General features: G+C 38.0%; 17 protein-coding genes. 2 read left to right on the top strand and 15 right to left on the bottom strand.

Going from position 1 to position 14193, the window contains the following annotated elements; genetic code table 11:
• Positions 1-30: 30 nt before the first annotated feature.
• Positions 31-696 carry a uracil phosphoribosyltransferase gene (gene upp, locus ACZ5YP_RS06655; RefSeq protein WP_464834958.1) on the top strand — a complete coding sequence of 222 codons (666 nt, stop codon included), beginning with the start codon at positions 31-33 and terminating at the stop codon, positions 694-696.
• A gap of 3 nt (positions 697-699) precedes the next feature.
• Here upp and ACZ5YP_RS06650 read toward each other — a convergent pair whose 3' ends face one another.
• The 10 genes from ACZ5YP_RS06650 to ACZ5YP_RS06605 all read right to left on the bottom strand — a co-directional run bounded on the left by ACZ5YP_RS06650 (position 700) and on the right by ACZ5YP_RS06605 (position 7583).
• Entirely contained in the window at positions 700-1446 is a 747-nt protein-coding gene (locus tag ACZ5YP_RS06650) for a nucleotidyltransferase family protein (RefSeq protein ID WP_464834957.1), read from the bottom strand.
• 59 nt (positions 1447-1505) lie between these two features.
• The gene (locus ACZ5YP_RS06645; RefSeq protein ID WP_464834956.1) at positions 1506-2468 is read right to left on the bottom strand and encodes an SDR family NAD(P)-dependent oxidoreductase; all 963 of its coding nucleotides are present in this window, start codon (positions 2466-2468) and stop codon (positions 1506-1508) included.
• Between the two features lie 49 nt (positions 2469-2517).
• Positions 2518-3447 (bottom strand): biotin--[acetyl-CoA-carboxylase] ligase, encoded by a 930-nt coding sequence (locus ACZ5YP_RS06640; RefSeq protein WP_464834955.1) that lies wholly within the window; start codon positions 3445-3447, stop codon positions 2518-2520.
• Entirely contained in the window at positions 3423-4127 is a 705-nt protein-coding gene (locus ACZ5YP_RS06635) for a YkgJ family cysteine cluster protein (RefSeq protein ID WP_464834954.1), read from the bottom strand. Before ACZ5YP_RS06635 ends, ACZ5YP_RS06640 begins: the two co-directional genes overlap by 25 nt.
• 11 nt (positions 4128-4138) lie before the next feature.
• Positions 4139-4684: a nicotinamide-nucleotide adenylyltransferase gene (locus ACZ5YP_RS06630; RefSeq protein WP_464834953.1), complete on the bottom strand. Its 546-nt coding sequence runs from the start codon at positions 4682-4684 to the stop codon at positions 4139-4141.
• A 22-nt stretch (positions 4685-4706) separates the two neighbouring features.
• Complete coding sequence (locus ACZ5YP_RS06625; RefSeq protein WP_464834952.1) at positions 4707-4910, bottom strand: hypothetical protein; 204 nt, start codon at positions 4908-4910, stop codon at positions 4707-4709.
• Positions 4911-5083: 173 nt separating this feature from the next.
• Positions 5084-5515 (bottom strand): hypothetical protein, encoded by a 432-nt coding sequence (locus ACZ5YP_RS06620; protein WP_464834951.1) that lies wholly within the window; start codon positions 5513-5515, stop codon positions 5084-5086.
• A 12-nt stretch (positions 5516-5527) separates the two neighbouring features.
• A complete protein-coding gene (locus ACZ5YP_RS06615; protein WP_464834950.1) occupies positions 5528-5773 on the bottom strand; it encodes a hypothetical protein in 246 nt (81 codons plus the stop codon).
• 77 nt (positions 5774-5850) lie between these two features.
• Positions 5851-7320 carry an HD domain-containing protein gene (locus tag ACZ5YP_RS06610; RefSeq protein ID WP_464834949.1) on the bottom strand — a complete coding sequence of 490 codons (1470 nt, stop codon included), beginning with the start codon at positions 7318-7320 and terminating at the stop codon, positions 5851-5853.
• Between the two features lie 74 nt (positions 7321-7394).
• Positions 7395-7583 (bottom strand): helix-turn-helix domain-containing protein, encoded by a 189-nt coding sequence (locus ACZ5YP_RS06605; RefSeq protein WP_464834948.1) that lies wholly within the window; start codon positions 7581-7583, stop codon positions 7395-7397.
• Positions 7584-7949: 366 nt separating this feature from the next.
• Here ACZ5YP_RS06605 and ACZ5YP_RS06600 point away from each other — a divergent pair, with 366 nt between their 5' ends.
• Positions 7950-8924, top strand: coding sequence for a DHH family phosphoesterase (locus ACZ5YP_RS06600; RefSeq protein ID WP_464834947.1), 975 nt, complete (start codon positions 7950-7952; stop codon positions 8922-8924).
• Here the strand turns inward: ACZ5YP_RS06600 and ACZ5YP_RS06595 are convergent.
• The 5 genes from ACZ5YP_RS06595 to ACZ5YP_RS06575 all read right to left on the bottom strand — a co-directional run bounded on the left by ACZ5YP_RS06595 (position 8921) and on the right by ACZ5YP_RS06575 (position 14192).
• Positions 8921-9478 (bottom strand): DUF429 domain-containing protein, encoded by a 558-nt coding sequence (locus ACZ5YP_RS06595; RefSeq protein WP_464834946.1) that lies wholly within the window; start codon positions 9476-9478, stop codon positions 8921-8923. The two genes, ACZ5YP_RS06600 and ACZ5YP_RS06595, sit on opposite strands and share 4 nt — an antisense overlap.
• Entirely contained in the window at positions 9472-10842 is a 1371-nt protein-coding gene (locus tag ACZ5YP_RS06590) for a geranylgeranyl reductase family protein (RefSeq protein WP_464834945.1), read from the bottom strand. The genes ACZ5YP_RS06595 and ACZ5YP_RS06590 overlap by 7 nt, the downstream gene beginning before the upstream one ends.
• A gap of 95 nt (positions 10843-10937) precedes the next feature.
• Positions 10938-12458 carry an AMP phosphorylase gene (locus ACZ5YP_RS06585; protein ID WP_464835975.1) on the bottom strand — a complete coding sequence of 507 codons (1521 nt, stop codon included), beginning with the start codon at positions 12456-12458 and terminating at the stop codon, positions 10938-10940.
• An 84-nt stretch (positions 12459-12542) separates the two neighbouring features.
• A complete protein-coding gene (locus ACZ5YP_RS06580) occupies positions 12543-12746 on the bottom strand; it encodes a hypothetical protein (protein ID WP_464834944.1) in 204 nt (67 codons plus the stop codon).
• 48 nt (positions 12747-12794) lie between these two features.
• Entirely contained in the window at positions 12795-14192 is a 1398-nt protein-coding gene (locus ACZ5YP_RS06575; RefSeq protein ID WP_464834943.1) for a phosphopentomutase/phosphoglucosamine mutase, read from the bottom strand.
• Position 14193 lies beyond the last annotated feature (1 nt).

Raw genomic sequence — 14193 nt, 5'->3', positions numbered from 1 at the left:
GGGTTAAATATACGAGTAAAAGGGCACTACATGTTTAGACTACACGTAGTTAATAGGAAATACGCTCAATCCATTATAACCTCGCTTAGAAACAAGGATTTATCACAAATAGAGTTTAGAAAGGGGTTGGTAAGACTTGGAAGAATCCTCGGCTTGGAGATAATAGAAGACTACGACTACGAAGAAATCGAGGTAACAACTCCACTAAATGTTAAAGTACGTGGATTAAGAGTAAAAGACATGGAAAACACTATTATTTTAACAGTCCTTAGAGCTGCATGGCCCCTCACCGAAGGACTAATAAAGGTGTTTTATGCTGCAAAACAAGGAGTAATTGCCGCAAGACGTGTAGAAGAAAAGGGAATGCATGATTGGAGTTTTGATATAGATGTCTCCTATGTAAAACTCCCAAGAATAACAAGTGATAACATTGTGATTATAAGTGATGTAATGGTTGCTACGGGCTCTACACTTGTAAGAGTGCTAGATGAACTATTAAAACGTGGTAAGCCAAAGAGATTCTATATTGCATCAGTAATAACTACCCCAATAGCACTCGATAAATTAAAGAAAGCATCTGATGAATACAACATTGATCTCAGAGTATTCACTATTGCAATTGATCCGGAAGTAAACAAAGACGGGTATATAGTACCAGGACTTGGAGATGCTGGCGACAGAGCTTTTGGATCCTAGGTACTATAAAACATTATTGAATACTTCAAGGTCGTAGCTGTTTATTTTTTTATACCTCTCTAAACTACCTACATCGAACCATTTACCCGTGTATATGTAGCCGTAGATTCTATAACCTTTTTTAATCAATAATGGTACTAAATCACCCATGAAGTCAAAAGAATATCCTAGTTCACTTTCTATGTTTTGTTCGAATATACTTGGCTCGGCTACAGCTATTCCAACAGTAGCGTTTATATCTAGTTCTGGTTTTTCCACCATTTCAACTACTCTGTATTCACTGTCTACTCTAGCTACTCCAACTGGTACCTGGTATCGTTTTGTAATTACGAGTGTTAAATCAGCATTTTTATCAACGTGGTAGTCAATTAACTCATTGATATTCAGAGGAGCTAGAATATCTCCATACCAGACGAGACTTCTATTCTTTATCAATCCTTTTCTATAAGCATTTAGTATTGCACCACCTGTGCCTCTATATCCATCCTCTTCGTCAAACGAGTAGTTTATATTGACGTTGAATCGAGAGCCGTCTTCAAAATAGTTGTAGATATACCTCCACTTGTAGTCGACGAGGAAAATAAAATTGGTAATTCCAAATTGTCTAATCCACTTTACAATAACTTCTAGAACAGGCTTTTCTTTTTCACCAATGGGGATCATTGGTTTCGGAATAATCTCGGTGTATGGGTGAAATCTAGAGCCAACTCCCCCCGCCAGGATTACCGCGTGGATGTCACTGTTGATCATTTATTCCACCTCGAAAATATCAATTAACGATCAATTTAAAAAAGCAATTAACGTGTAAACTAGGCTAGTAGCCCGAATCCTATTTCACGTATTAGAGACCTGGTTGTTTCAATAACTGCTTCTCTTGATGATAGAGTTGGTTTCCAGCCGAGAGACATTAGCTTGCCGGGGTCAAGAGCTATTTTTTTAACGTCTCCGGGCCATCCAACACCGTGGAATACTGGTTTATATACTACTCTGGTTTTTCCCTTTAATCCCGTGGTTTCAAGTATTATGTCTACTATGTCTCTCACTGTAATCCAATCTGTATTTCCAACATTGTATACTTCGTATTTACTAGTTGTTTTCATCCAAGCTGTAATTGTTGCTTCAATAGTGTCTTTTACGTGGAGGTAGCTTCTCGTTTGTGTTCCATCTCCAAGTACTTCGAGCACCTCGCTATTGTTTTTCAACTTCATTAATAAGTCGTAGATAACTCCATGTCTCAATCTAGGTCCAATTATGTTTGCGTATCGGAGAATAACGGCTTTAATACCATAGAGTCTGCTATACGCGTGAATTAATACCTCGCATGCTGCTTTACTTGCTCCATAAACAGATATGGGTTTGAATAAAGCGTCTTCTCTTACAGGGATTTCTTCTGGCTCACCATATACCGTGCTTGATGATGCAAAAACTATGTCTTTTACATCGTGTATTCTCATTTCTTCTAGTAGGTTAAATGTAGCCAGTATGTTTTCATTGAAGTGTACTTCGGGCTGAGTTGTACTCAATCTTACCTCGGGGTTTGCTGCAAAGTGGAATACACTGTCTACTCCTTCGAATATATTGTGTAGTTCCCCTCTATTTTTTAAATCAACTTGTTTAAACTCTATTTTCTTAGAGTCTATGTGTCTACGTATGTTTTCAAGTGTTCCAGAAGATAGATTATCAACGACTACAACATCAAATCCATCTAGTACTAGTCTATCTACTAAGTGGCTACCAATAAATCCAGCTCCACCCGTAACAAGTATTTTCAATTAAACCACCAGTGCTATAGATAGTCCTATGATACTTCTTTACTAAAAATCAATCTATATATCTCAACTCCAATACTTCAGCTGATCTCAGCTTGAAAGATCCTGTTTCAGATTCTACAACTAGTTCTCCACTCTCAGTTATTGTCCTCGCTAAACCCGTTACTACTCCTCCACTTATTAATTCAGCTTTTACTCTTCTACCAAGAGTTTCCAGTAGATCCATGTATTCAGCGTGTATTTTACCTGGACTACGTGTTATCTCGTCTATTTTAGAAATGTATCCAGCAATATATCCAATTAAACTATTTCTAGGTATGAGTTTTCCAAGTTCGTTTTTGAGGCTGGTGGCTGTTTCAAGGGGTGGTTCATTGTTGACGTTTATTCCAATTCCAATATATGCAATAATTCTATTTAGTAATGCTTCTACTTCTATGAGGAATCCAGCTAGTTTCTTTGATTTATATACAATGTCGTTGGGCCATTTGATACCTACATTCAAATTGTGTTTTTCTCTGAGAAATCTCGCTATAACTACTGGTATTGCCATTGCTAATAGATAGGTTGTATTTGGATCTACTTCTATTTTAAAAGTAGTCCATAAACCACCTAGATTTGAAATCCATTGTTTACCGTGTCTTCCATAACTTCTAAGTTGATATTCTGTAACGACAATAGACCATGGATTTAAGTGTTTTGCAACAACCATGGTGGAACCGGCTAGAATTCTATAAGTGTAGCTCCAACCCCATGGTTTAATTCTTGCTGGGTTATCTCCATAATGCCAAGTAATCATTTCTCTACTTATAGAAATCATATAGTTTTGTCTAATCTTATTATACAAATCCAATACTGTAGATTCATCTACTCCAAGCTCCCCCGCGATTTCTCCCAGTGTAGCATTCTCTCTAGTTGAGAGTAGTCTGAGAAATTCTAGTTTAAATAGTAGTTCCTGGTCTACGAGTAGTATGTTTGAAGCCATGTTTTCACCTTTCTATAAACCAGGTCTACTCCAAGCCTCTGTGGTAGATCCGGATAATACCTCCTCAAAAACTCATATAGATTTACAGTAATTCCGGGTTTATTAGCTGGTTTAATATCGATTACTCCAGTCTGCCATAGCCTAGATAGTAGATCAAGCATTAGTGCTCTAGCATTATCCATTTCTATGGCGGTCCAATACCCGTCTTTATAGTAGTGTATCAAGATTTTTTCAACTGGGCCTCCATGTAGAGCTTCTGCTTCTTCTAGTAAAGGCCTGTCTTTTTTCACTACGGGGCATGCTGTACTTAATCCATAGTCTGTTGTAGCCATTATATACTTGTTTTCATCGTCAATATGGTATTTAACATGTCTCGGTATATATGGAAAACTCCTACAAATATATGGTTTGTAAACACCATGTATACTACAGAGAACTCCTTTTTGAAACGGACATTTACCGCTTTCATCAAGGTGCATTATATAACTAAACGCGATATTTACTCCGTTTACAGCTTCATACACAGTGTATCCATTGGTGAATACAACATTTATTTCCATGTATTCTGCTAGTTTACGCAGTATTACTTCTTCATGGGGTAGAATCGATATAGGAGACATTCTACAACAAGAACCACACATACTACACTTGAAAACCGGTATATTGTTTACTGAGCTCATTAAAACACCCTTTAAGCAGTGGTATAGTACCCAGGTAGCTTCTCACTATACAGCATTTTCACGCGTTTTACTCCATTGATTTCATCTATAAACGCCGCTACGGGTGGTGGAACCAGCTCTCTCCATTCATCTCTATCTTCAATCATTAACCTCCTGATGTAGGAACCCCTGTATATATCTCTATTTAATTCTGGTGGTTCAATGACCTCATAACCTTCTTCCATAAACATAGATTTTACAATTGGGTTTAGTGTTGCCACGGCGTTAAAACTCGGACTGTAGAGTTTTACGTAGTGTACAGATGTTCTACTTACTTCGAGTGTTGGTAGAGTAACAGTTATTATTCTAGATAGGTCAATCCCCCTCCACTTGAGGCTTCTACGTATCATTTCTAATCGCTCGCCCGCTGTAAAGGGGTTTTCAGGTGTGTGGCTCTGACTTGCCATTCCAACAACTACTATTACTTCATCGTACAGTCCAAGACAATACTCTATTACATGTAGGTGACCATAGTGGAATGGTTGAAACCGTGCAATTATAAGACATCGTTTAACCATTACACCACCTCTTATAACGAGTCTATGAAACTCCACGGAGTTTACTCACGTACTTCTCGAGGTTTGCTACTACTTCTTTTACTATTTCTTTCTCCATACTATTTATACACTGTTCTACGAGTTCTCGTCTATACCTCTTGTATTCCAATTGATTTATTTCTCCCCTAGCTAGCATTGATTCAACACGGGAAATACACTCTTTATCTAGTCCCTTCCTCGAAGCCATTAATACAAATACATATGGATATCTCTCATCAACTAATTTTACTTCAACAAGCTTTGAGATTTCTGCTTTTACTATTAAATCACGTATTTTCTCTAGTTCTTTTGATTCAAAAACAAAACACCCGTGTTTTTTAAATGCTTTAATTACCCTCTCTGCGAGTATAATATACTCGCTTATTTCTCATCACCCAGTTTCATTGTTTTAACAGGTATTTTAGTTGTTTCAATAAAGAGTCTTACCAACCAGGCATAAACTGGGTTGCCTTTACTCTTTACTAAAAATCCATTAATGTATTTTACACGATATAGTAGTTCTCCCCGGTGGTTTAGGATTGAAATATATCCCTTTACATTGTTTTTAAAGTTTCTAACAAACCAAACATATATCATAAAGTCTCCGTGTTCAATGTTTACTCTTACTTGTTTAGCTTCTCCATTTGCATAAATGGGTTTTACAGGCTCTTCAAAAACAACGAATTGTGTGTATGGAAATAACCCTTTGTTCTTTTTGTAAATATATAGGGTAGAAGTCAGTATGTGTTTACCACTATTGCTCTTCGACTTCTCTATTCTTATTAAACCCGTATTCTCCTGGTATTGCATCATATTGAAAACCACTCATCCATAAATGTATACTAGTCCGCCCTCTTTTACATCTATTTTTGGTGTTTCACTCTCAATTATTAAGGCAGTGTATTCATGGAATAACTGCCTACTAACTCGTACTTCTTGTGATTTTATTACTAGTTGTTTTACATGGTTAATTGTTTTCTCTTCAACTAGTTTTCCATCGCTTCCATATACATATATCTCTACATCGTATTCTTCAAATTTGGGTTTGAGATAGACAACTATTTTCACCAATGTGAGCACCCTACGCTGTTATCCGGTATTTCGAGTAATCCCTACCCAAATACTCGGTATAAATATTCCTAACTACTCTAATAGCTTCTTCTAAGTCTAGATCTAGTATACTCCTCAGCCGCTTGTGAGAGTAGAGATGTAATTTTTGATTCTATGTCTGCAGAGTACAGGTTTCTCGGTACGTAAGCTCTAATCAAAATCTTCAATGGCAACTCCTCTGTAAACAAATTAAGGTCTTCTGAGAGAACAATTCTACCGCCAACTCTCTTACCTATTAGTAGATTCGACAAGCCAATGCTTTCCTCGCCGCCAGGATATATTGAAGACCTAGGTATTGGAGCTATATCTAGTATGTCAATCCATAATTCACCTTCTCCAATACCTTGTGATTTCAATGAGTCTACAAGGAATTCTTCTATTTCTCTTAATACTTTTAATCTGTATTGGGAGTCGAGAATTAATTTAAGTGTTACTCCAAGGCTTTTTAAACCCTTTGCTGGTGAAATAACTAGTTCTCTACCAGCTCTCTTCCACTCTGGCTTGCGATCAATCATTATTCTTCTACATAAATAGCCGAGTTTTGAGTTATCAGTAAATGCTTTATGCATCATTACACTATACATGTATGTATCTGTTAATTCAAGGTATCCATGAAACCTCCCATTTAGTAGATCTATCGCTCTTTGAGTCAACATTAATTCTTCATCTAGTAATTCTAGTATTTCATATAGTATTTTATCAAACGAGCGGCAAACACTATGGTAATATACGTGTTCATACATATTTGCTTTTGCATTCATGTATTGTTTAAATTCACCAATAGCTATTCTATCTAGAACAAGATATACTCTATCTCCCTCTATTAATGGATAAGTGTTTCTATACAGTCTCTCGTATTGAATAGACCCGTATTCTATTGTACCAGCGTAATAGCTATCTCTTCTTAGAAAGTCGACTACGTCTGCTGGATAAAATCCTTCTTTTACAAGCCACCTAAATATCTTTAATACCCCTTTAGGCTCTTCTTCGCCGAGTATTGCATTTAAAACCTCTATTAGTCCTGGAAGTTGTTTTTCAGCTCTCTCCAATTGATCCATTAGCAAGTTTTTAATGAGTAGTAATCCTATTTTTTCATGGTTTGATAGTTCTCGGGGAACATTTTTCCTCCATAATATACCACGTTCATATGCGTGGCTAAAAGCAGCGTGTCCTACATCGTGTAGTAGTCCAGCTAGTCTCGCCGCTTCTATTATGACGCCTGGTTCATATCCATCTAGTACTTCTTTTCCATAGAAAGCAATTATCTTGTTTACCATGTCTTCGCTCATTAATCCAGCTAAATGCATAACTCCAGTACTGTGTTGAAACCTCGTGTGTACCGCGCCAGGATATACCAAGTGGGCTGTTTGAAGCTGCATAATATACCTTAATCTCTGTATTAAACCATTGTTTATTACTGGTTCTTCTACTTCTACGTTAAAGTATACGTATCCATATAGTGGATCACTAATCATTTTCCAATTATATCCCTGTAGAGAACTAAGCACTTGTATACACCCTTATCAAGGGCGGATTAATGTAGTAGACGAAAGAAAAAACGCTTATTTAAAACAAGTACTAGTTATTTTTTAGCAATCCAGCCTCCTTCAACTCTCTCTACTTTACCTTCTTTTCTAAGGTCGTGTAGTCTTGCTCTTACAGTATTGTAGTTAAGACCTGTAAGTTTTGCTATTTCTTTAGGCATTAATGGCTTGTCTTGCTGCATTAAGAACTCTAATAATATGTCTTTAACTCTCTTAGTTTCACTCATCTAGATCCCCCACATATGGATCTCTACCAGACTGTTCAGATTTTGATTTATAATCATTGGTTTATAAGCCTTTGTTTTATTTTTAGATCTTGAGGCTCTAGAGGCGATGTGAACACTGCTCCAAACTTCCTAAGGCCTCTCTCCGTAAATAGGAGCCCTGTGCAGTTGGACTCAATGGCCGCCCATGACTCCATTGTGGTTAGCAAATCAGCTGTAGGCGAGATGGAAGTCCCTGGAGAGAACCCCGAGAAATGAAGGGAGTGACCTCCAGGGTCAAACGGTTTATAAAGACACTTTACTTTCAATATAGAGAGAACTAGATAGAGACACCCTAAACAATAATAATACAACGTAGCGGTGTACTATATGGTTGTAGCTATTATTACACATACTGATATGGATGGAGCTGGTGCGGCAGGAGTATACCTGTATCTAACTGGTAAACCAGAGTATAGATTATTCTTTACAGAACCCTATCTACTAGATAAAACACTAGCCAAGGTTTCTAATGCCTACTATGAAAAAATAGTTATAACAGACATTGGTATTAACCCAGTTATCTACAATAATGTCTTAGAATACATTAAACTCCTACGTGAAAACAATATACCCATATACTGGTACGACCACCACATATGGGAAAACGAGTGGACTAACAACCTACATAAACTAGGAGTTGAATTATACATAGATAGATCAACGTGTGCAACAGGAGTTGTAGCTAAATACGTCAAACCCGCAAGAAACGATTTAGACAAATACTTCCTCGAAGAAGTAGTAAGAGGAGTATGCGCGGGAGATTTATGGAGATTTGACCACTGGCGTGGAGGATACTATCTAAGACTCGTGAGAAGAAAAGACACTAATACCTGGAGGAAACAAGTAGTTAAAACCATAGCTGATGGAAAAGCGTGGACACAGGAATTCGAAGAAAAAATACTAGAGAACCTCGAGCAAGAATTGAAACTACTATCTAGTAGTATAGACATAGTAGAAAAAACCATTAACGACATAAAAATAGTTGTAGCTGAGAGTAGCGAAGACGTGGAAAACAGCTTTCTAGCAGGATATCTAATTGGAAGATACAACGCAGATATAGCAGTACTAGCATCAATAGATGGAAAACTCAGTTTCAGAAGTAGAAGTGTAAATGTCCGCGAAATAGCTTTAAAAATGGGTGGAGGAGGACACATGTATGCTGCAGGTGCAAAAATAGAAATTCCACTAGTCACTAGGTTGCTAGGTAGAATAAGTAGAAAAGCTGTACTCGGCTATATAATAAACCAAATAATAGAAGTAGTTAAAAACACACCTAGTGAAGTTTTAAAACCACGTAGCTAGCAAATCCTTGGTAGTAAGACAATTTCACCATCTACATCTCTAACTACAACTGCTCTACCAAGATAATAGTATATACCTGTTAAACCAGCAATAAAAGCGTCTCCTTCGTGCTTGGAGATACTACTAGGTAGATTTAACCCGTGTTTTCCAGCTAGTTCATAGACACTTCTACAACTACTTGACTTCAAACTAGATAAAGGATGAGTCTCGATAACTAAAACACCACTACTTCTAAGTTTCTCTGCAATAGATATTGCTCTTTCAACGAGTATATTCATTCCCCTCCAGGTTAAAGGGAGAACATTAAACCCCATTTTCTTGATTTTTAAATCCACTCTCCTAAAATGCTGGCTACTACTTTGTTTTGTAAGCGGCGCGTCTATAGCTACTATGTTGACTCTATACTCCAATATCTTTTCTAGTATTTCACTGTCTTTAAATAGTGATCCGAGGAATAAAAGGTCTATTCTACTATTATCGAAACCAAGGACAACTAATCCACTTGGATTTTCTTGTTTACCTGAAAGGTCTAATCCAGCTGAAAAAACTACCATTTTACAAGGCTTCCTCTGTCAAATCCTATTCTAGTAGCGTATTCATTAAATAAGTCTTCAACTTGTTTCATCCATGAGTATATTCCATCGGGTTTTTCTGGGTATTTCGTAGTATATAGCTCGCGAGCTTTATTCATGTAGTTTCTAACTATTCTCAACTCGTTGAGTAGACTGGGACGACCTAGTAGCCTGATAAATGTCGTTACACCGTGTACTATTTTCTCTGCTAGATCGCCCTTTGTACCCAGGTCGTACACTGAAGACCCATCAACTATTTTATTCTCCATTATCCACTCGTAGTCTTCATTACTGAGTTTCTGCATATACATTCTCAATATGTCTAAACCAGCTTGTTTTGCTCCATAAGCAATGTTATAGTCTATATTGGCCTGCCACATTGTATGCTCGTCTGCTCTACCAGATTCTAGTGCGGAATTCAAGTATTTAGATACTATTCGAGCTGAGAGTAGAGATGAGCCTATTCCACCACCGTGAACAGGGTTTACAGTGTAGGCTGCATCACCTATTGATGCTATATTACGCCATACTAGTGTTGGAAGAGGCCTTCTTGTAGGTACTACTCCACCTCCAGCATGTAGTATTTCTCCCTTAAACACAGGCCTTAAGTATTTATCGTATTGTGCTCTTGGATTGTATTTTCCATTATTGATAACTCCTAATCCAATATTTAATACATCTCCTTCTCTATTCTTTGGAAACAGCCACCAGTAGCCTCCCGGTGCTATTTCAATGTTTAAATATATAATGGCGTAGTCTACTTCTCCGGGCTCTATTGGCTTGTCTACTTTGACTACTTCTCTATAAGCTATATTATAGTCTGTTGTATATGGTCTCTCCGCTATTGGCCATTCTGGCGGTAGCTTGCTTCTAATAGCGGGTCTATAACCAGATGCATCTATAAAAGCTCTTGCTTCAACCTCTATTGTTTCACCACCAACTCTTTTAACTCTGAGTGCTTTTAACTGGTTGTCTTTGAAGACCACGTCTGTTACAACGTGTTGATCTAGGAGTGTAACTCCATGCTTTAACCCTTGTTCTAGTAGCCACTGGCCAAATTTTATTCTGTTAACGCTTACTCCCTCTCCAGGCACAATAATACTGTGTTTACCACTTGGACTATATATCTTTACACCTTTATACTGATGGTCTATTGTATAACTGGGAGGAGTTAGTTCTATTTCTTCAAAGTGGTGAACACCTATAGCGTCACCACATACTTTATCTCCAATTCTACCAGCTGGTTTACTCTCAATCAATGCTACCTTCCAGCCCATAGAAGCTAGTTGATAGGATGCATATAGACCTGCTACTCCAGCACCTACTACTACAACATCAAATTTCATTGTGATAGACACGTCTAATTACACCTCTTTAAATAACTGATTTATAGAGAGATTTTAAATATAGTTTTACTCGAAGTAGACTAAAAAATTGTCTATTATGGAATTGTTTTAATAAGCATTCCTTCAACTACTATTGGTTTGAGCTCGCTTAGTAAAGCTAGTGCTTCATCTAATCTAGCCTCGCTATTACTATATAGTGTTAGTAACGGGTCTCCCTTGGCAACTCTATAACCTATTTTAGCGTGGAATTCTACTCCAGCGCCCTTATCGAATGGTGCACCAAGCGCTCTTGCTATAAGGTTTACTGCGGTATTATCAATATGTGTTACAGCTCCCTCTATGGGGGATTTAAGTGTATAAGTATATCGACCAACTGGTACTTCTTCGGGTTTTATCTCTGGGTTTCCACCTTGAGCAGCGATTATTTCTTTGAATTTCTCGTATGCTCTACCACTCAAGAATATCTCTCTAGCTATTTCTACGCCTGCACCAGGCTGTGCTTTTCCACTCATTTCAAGTATTAATCCAGCAAGCATTAATGCTTTGTCAATTAAACTCTTACTACCTCTCTTCTCAACGTGTGCTTTAAGTGCTTCTCTCGCCTCGAGTGCTGGTCCTACAGAGGTGCCAATGGGTTGTCCTCCATATGTAATCGCGACTTTTATTGATATGTTAAGTAGTGATCCCTGTCTTATAAATATAGAGGCTAATTCCTCTGCTTTGCTTAGATCTTGTACTTTTGCACCTCTACCAACTGGTATATCTATTACTAGTTTTTCCACGCCCATTGCCAGCTTCTTTGATAGTATACTGGCAACCATTTGTTGTTCTGGGTCTATTGCTAGTTTTCTCTCTATATTCACGAATATATCGTCTGCTGGAGCAAGGTTTAATCTACCACCCCATGCAAGAGTGCCCTTGGTCTTTCTCGCTATTTCTACTATTTCATCTACCGTGAGGTCTACTCTCGCTAAAACCTCCATCGTATCAGCTGTACCAGCCGGGCTTGTTATAGCTCTACTACTCGTTTTAGGTATAAGTAGCCCGGCGGCCGCTACGATTGGAACTGTTAGAAGTGCTACTTTACTATTACCTGGCACTCCACCAATACTGTGGACGTCGTACGTGGTCTCTTCAAATTTTACTTTCACGCCAGTTTCAACCATTGCTTTCACTAGGTAAGACAGCTCCTGGTCTGTCAATGGATTGTATAGTTGAGATACAAGAAAAGCCGCTATTTCTGCCTCACCATAAATTCCATTAACAATGTCGCGTATCAACCCCATAAACTCGACTTCTGTTAATTTCTCGCCCTTCAACCTTTTCTTCAAGGCGCTAAAACTACTTGGTAGTCCTACTGGTTTAACACCTACTATATCTCCATCACTCAATCCTAATTTGTAAACTAGTTCGACTGGTAGAATACATTCTCCTCTCTCAGTTATCGTCTTACTAGTTAATGCAATAGCAGTGTGTTGTTTATTACCAATAGTTATTAATACAATACTACCGTTACCTATACCTAGTTGTAAAGCGTCTTCTTCGTTGAGTATAATAGTAGCTTGTGTGAACTTTACGTCGATAGATTTAACTCTAAAAGTTCTAGTAGTTTGCACTTTCAATGTTTACCCCCGAGATAATGGCAAAAATTCAAGTATTTACCTAGACCCTTATAAGCATGGATATCAGGGTTTCCACGATTACTGCCTCTTCTCCTTTGTTTTCTTTAAGACTTCTAGCTTCTTTAACAATTCATCTAATTCTTCTTCGCTCTTTTCTTCGATCAAAATGTTTTCTAGAACACTACGTGCTAGTTCACGTGTAGCCGGGTCAAGGTCTTTCAGTAGTTCTTCTAATTGCTTCTTTTTATCTCTACTAGGCCTATACACGCTCGTTTTCTCCACCCATACATCTCTTTCGTTTGGAGTGTTATAATTCAGATTTTATAGAGGTTAACCAATTGTTTTCTCTACTATTCTCCCACCGTGTTTCTTTGTGAGTTTAAATAGTATGGACTCTGTTTTACTGGTTATTTCATCTAGTCTTTGCTTTGTTCTAGCTTCAGCGTAGACTCTTATTTTCGGCTCTGTACCGCTTTTTCTCACGAGAATCCACGAGTAGTCTTTGTATTCAAATCTATATCCATCAATATCGATTACTCTCACTGGGTCTCCAAGTGCACTATGCAGTTCCTGGATTAGTTCACTGTAAACTATGTCTCTAATAGATTCTGGTTCTAGTATGTAGCTTCTCCGATCCCATGGGTAATCAGGTATTTCCTCCTCTCGGAGAATCTTTGAAAATGGTTTTCCAGATTCTACCACGGCCTTTGTAATAATAGCTACTTGTAGAATACCGTCTACCCATGGCCCCCACGAGGGATATATTAGTTTCCATGGCTCGCCAGCCATTACAACATTGTTTACACCTAGTTCTTTAAGCCTCTCGTGTGTTTTACCAAGGACATATCTTTCTAGTGTTCCACCAGCTCTCTCTACTACTTCATCTACTACGTAGCCGGTGTCAATAGATACTACTACGTGTCCTTTTTTCTCCTCGAGGATCTTCTTGGCGTAGAAGGCGAGTATTCGGTCTTGTCTTATAAATCCTTCAACGGGGTCTAATACTGCTACTCTATCAGCGTCTCCATCGTGTGCAAATATAACGGCTGGGTTTACTGTTTTATAGACACCAAGTAGTTCCTCAAGAACGTCTTTTCTCGGCTCAGGAGGTCTTATAGGGAAGAATCCATCTGGATTACAATTGAAAGTATATGGTTTTCCACCTAGTTTTCTAATTACACTAGGAGATAATTGATAGGCTGCTCCATTAGCACAGTCGATTACTATATTGGGTTGCCATTGTGCTCTTACTTCTCCAATATACCCTAATAGCGAGTTGTAGTAGTCGTCAACTATGTTTTCACTCCTCCATAATCTACCAGTTTCACTCCACTCTCTATAAAGTGGCTGATCTACCAACTCCTCTATTTTAACCTCTAAATCCCTAGTAAACTCAAACCCGTTTGGATCATAGAATTTTAATCCATTATATTCTGGTGGATTATGACTAGCAGTAACACTAATACCCACAGCTTTTTCTTTGAGCGCTATAAACCCAGCTACTGGTGTAGGTGCTAGTCCCGCATAAAATACGTCTACACTTGTCGTCATTAACCCTGTTGAAACCAAAAACGATATTAGTTGACTAGTAGTTCTTGTATCGTGTACCACGTATGCTTTTCTAGATAAGCCGAGTCTACCCACAGCATTTCCTATTCTCACTACTAGCTCGGGTGTTAGCTCACTAGGGTATTTCATTCTTATTCCAGCTGTTCCAAACAACTTCAAT

The sequence above is a fragment of the Sulfophobococcus zilligii genome (genome assembly GCF_055398255.1).
Note: the sequence above shows the minus strand (reverse complement) of the source record. Positions and strands in the feature narration are given on the sequence as shown.

Bases quoted from the DNA above. Each gene is read 5' to 3' on its own strand.
- upp (WP_464834958.1), top strand. From the start codon at position 31: ATGTTTAGACTACACGTAGTTAATAGGAAATACGCTCAATCCATTATA.
- ACZ5YP_RS06600 (WP_464834947.1), top strand. From the start codon at position 7,950: ATGGTTGTAGCTATTATTACACATACTGATATGGATGGAGCTGGTGCG.
- ACZ5YP_RS06590 (WP_464834945.1), bottom strand. From the start codon at position 10,842: ATGAAATTTGATGTTGTAGTAGTAGGTGCTGGAGTAGCAGGTCTATAT.
- ACZ5YP_RS06605 (WP_464834948.1), bottom strand. From the start codon at position 7,583: ATGAGTGAAACTAAGAGAGTTAAAGACATATTATTAGAGTTCTTAATG.
- ACZ5YP_RS06625 (WP_464834952.1), bottom strand. From the start codon at position 4,910: ATGGCTTCGAGGAAGGGACTAGATAAAGAGTGTATTTCCCGTGTTGAA.
- ACZ5YP_RS06620 (WP_464834951.1), bottom strand. From the start codon at position 5,515: ATGATGCAATACCAGGAGAATACGGGTTTAATAAGAATAGAGAAGTCG.
- ACZ5YP_RS06650 (WP_464834957.1), bottom strand. From the start codon at position 1,446: ATGATCAACAGTGACATCCACGCGGTAATCCTGGCGGGGGGAGTTGGC.
- ACZ5YP_RS06635 (WP_464834954.1), bottom strand. From the start codon at position 4,127: ATGAGCTCAGTAAACAATATACCGGTTTTCAAGTGTAGTATGTGTGGT.
- ACZ5YP_RS06630 (WP_464834953.1), bottom strand. From the start codon at position 4,684: ATGGTTAAACGATGTCTTATAATTGCACGGTTTCAACCATTCCACTAT.
- ACZ5YP_RS06595 (WP_464834946.1), bottom strand. From the start codon at position 9,478: ATGGTAGTTTTTTCAGCTGGATTAGACCTTTCAGGTAAACAAGAAAAT.
- ACZ5YP_RS06640 (WP_464834955.1), bottom strand. From the start codon at position 3,447: ATGGCTTCAAACATACTACTCGTAGACCAGGAACTACTATTTAAACTA.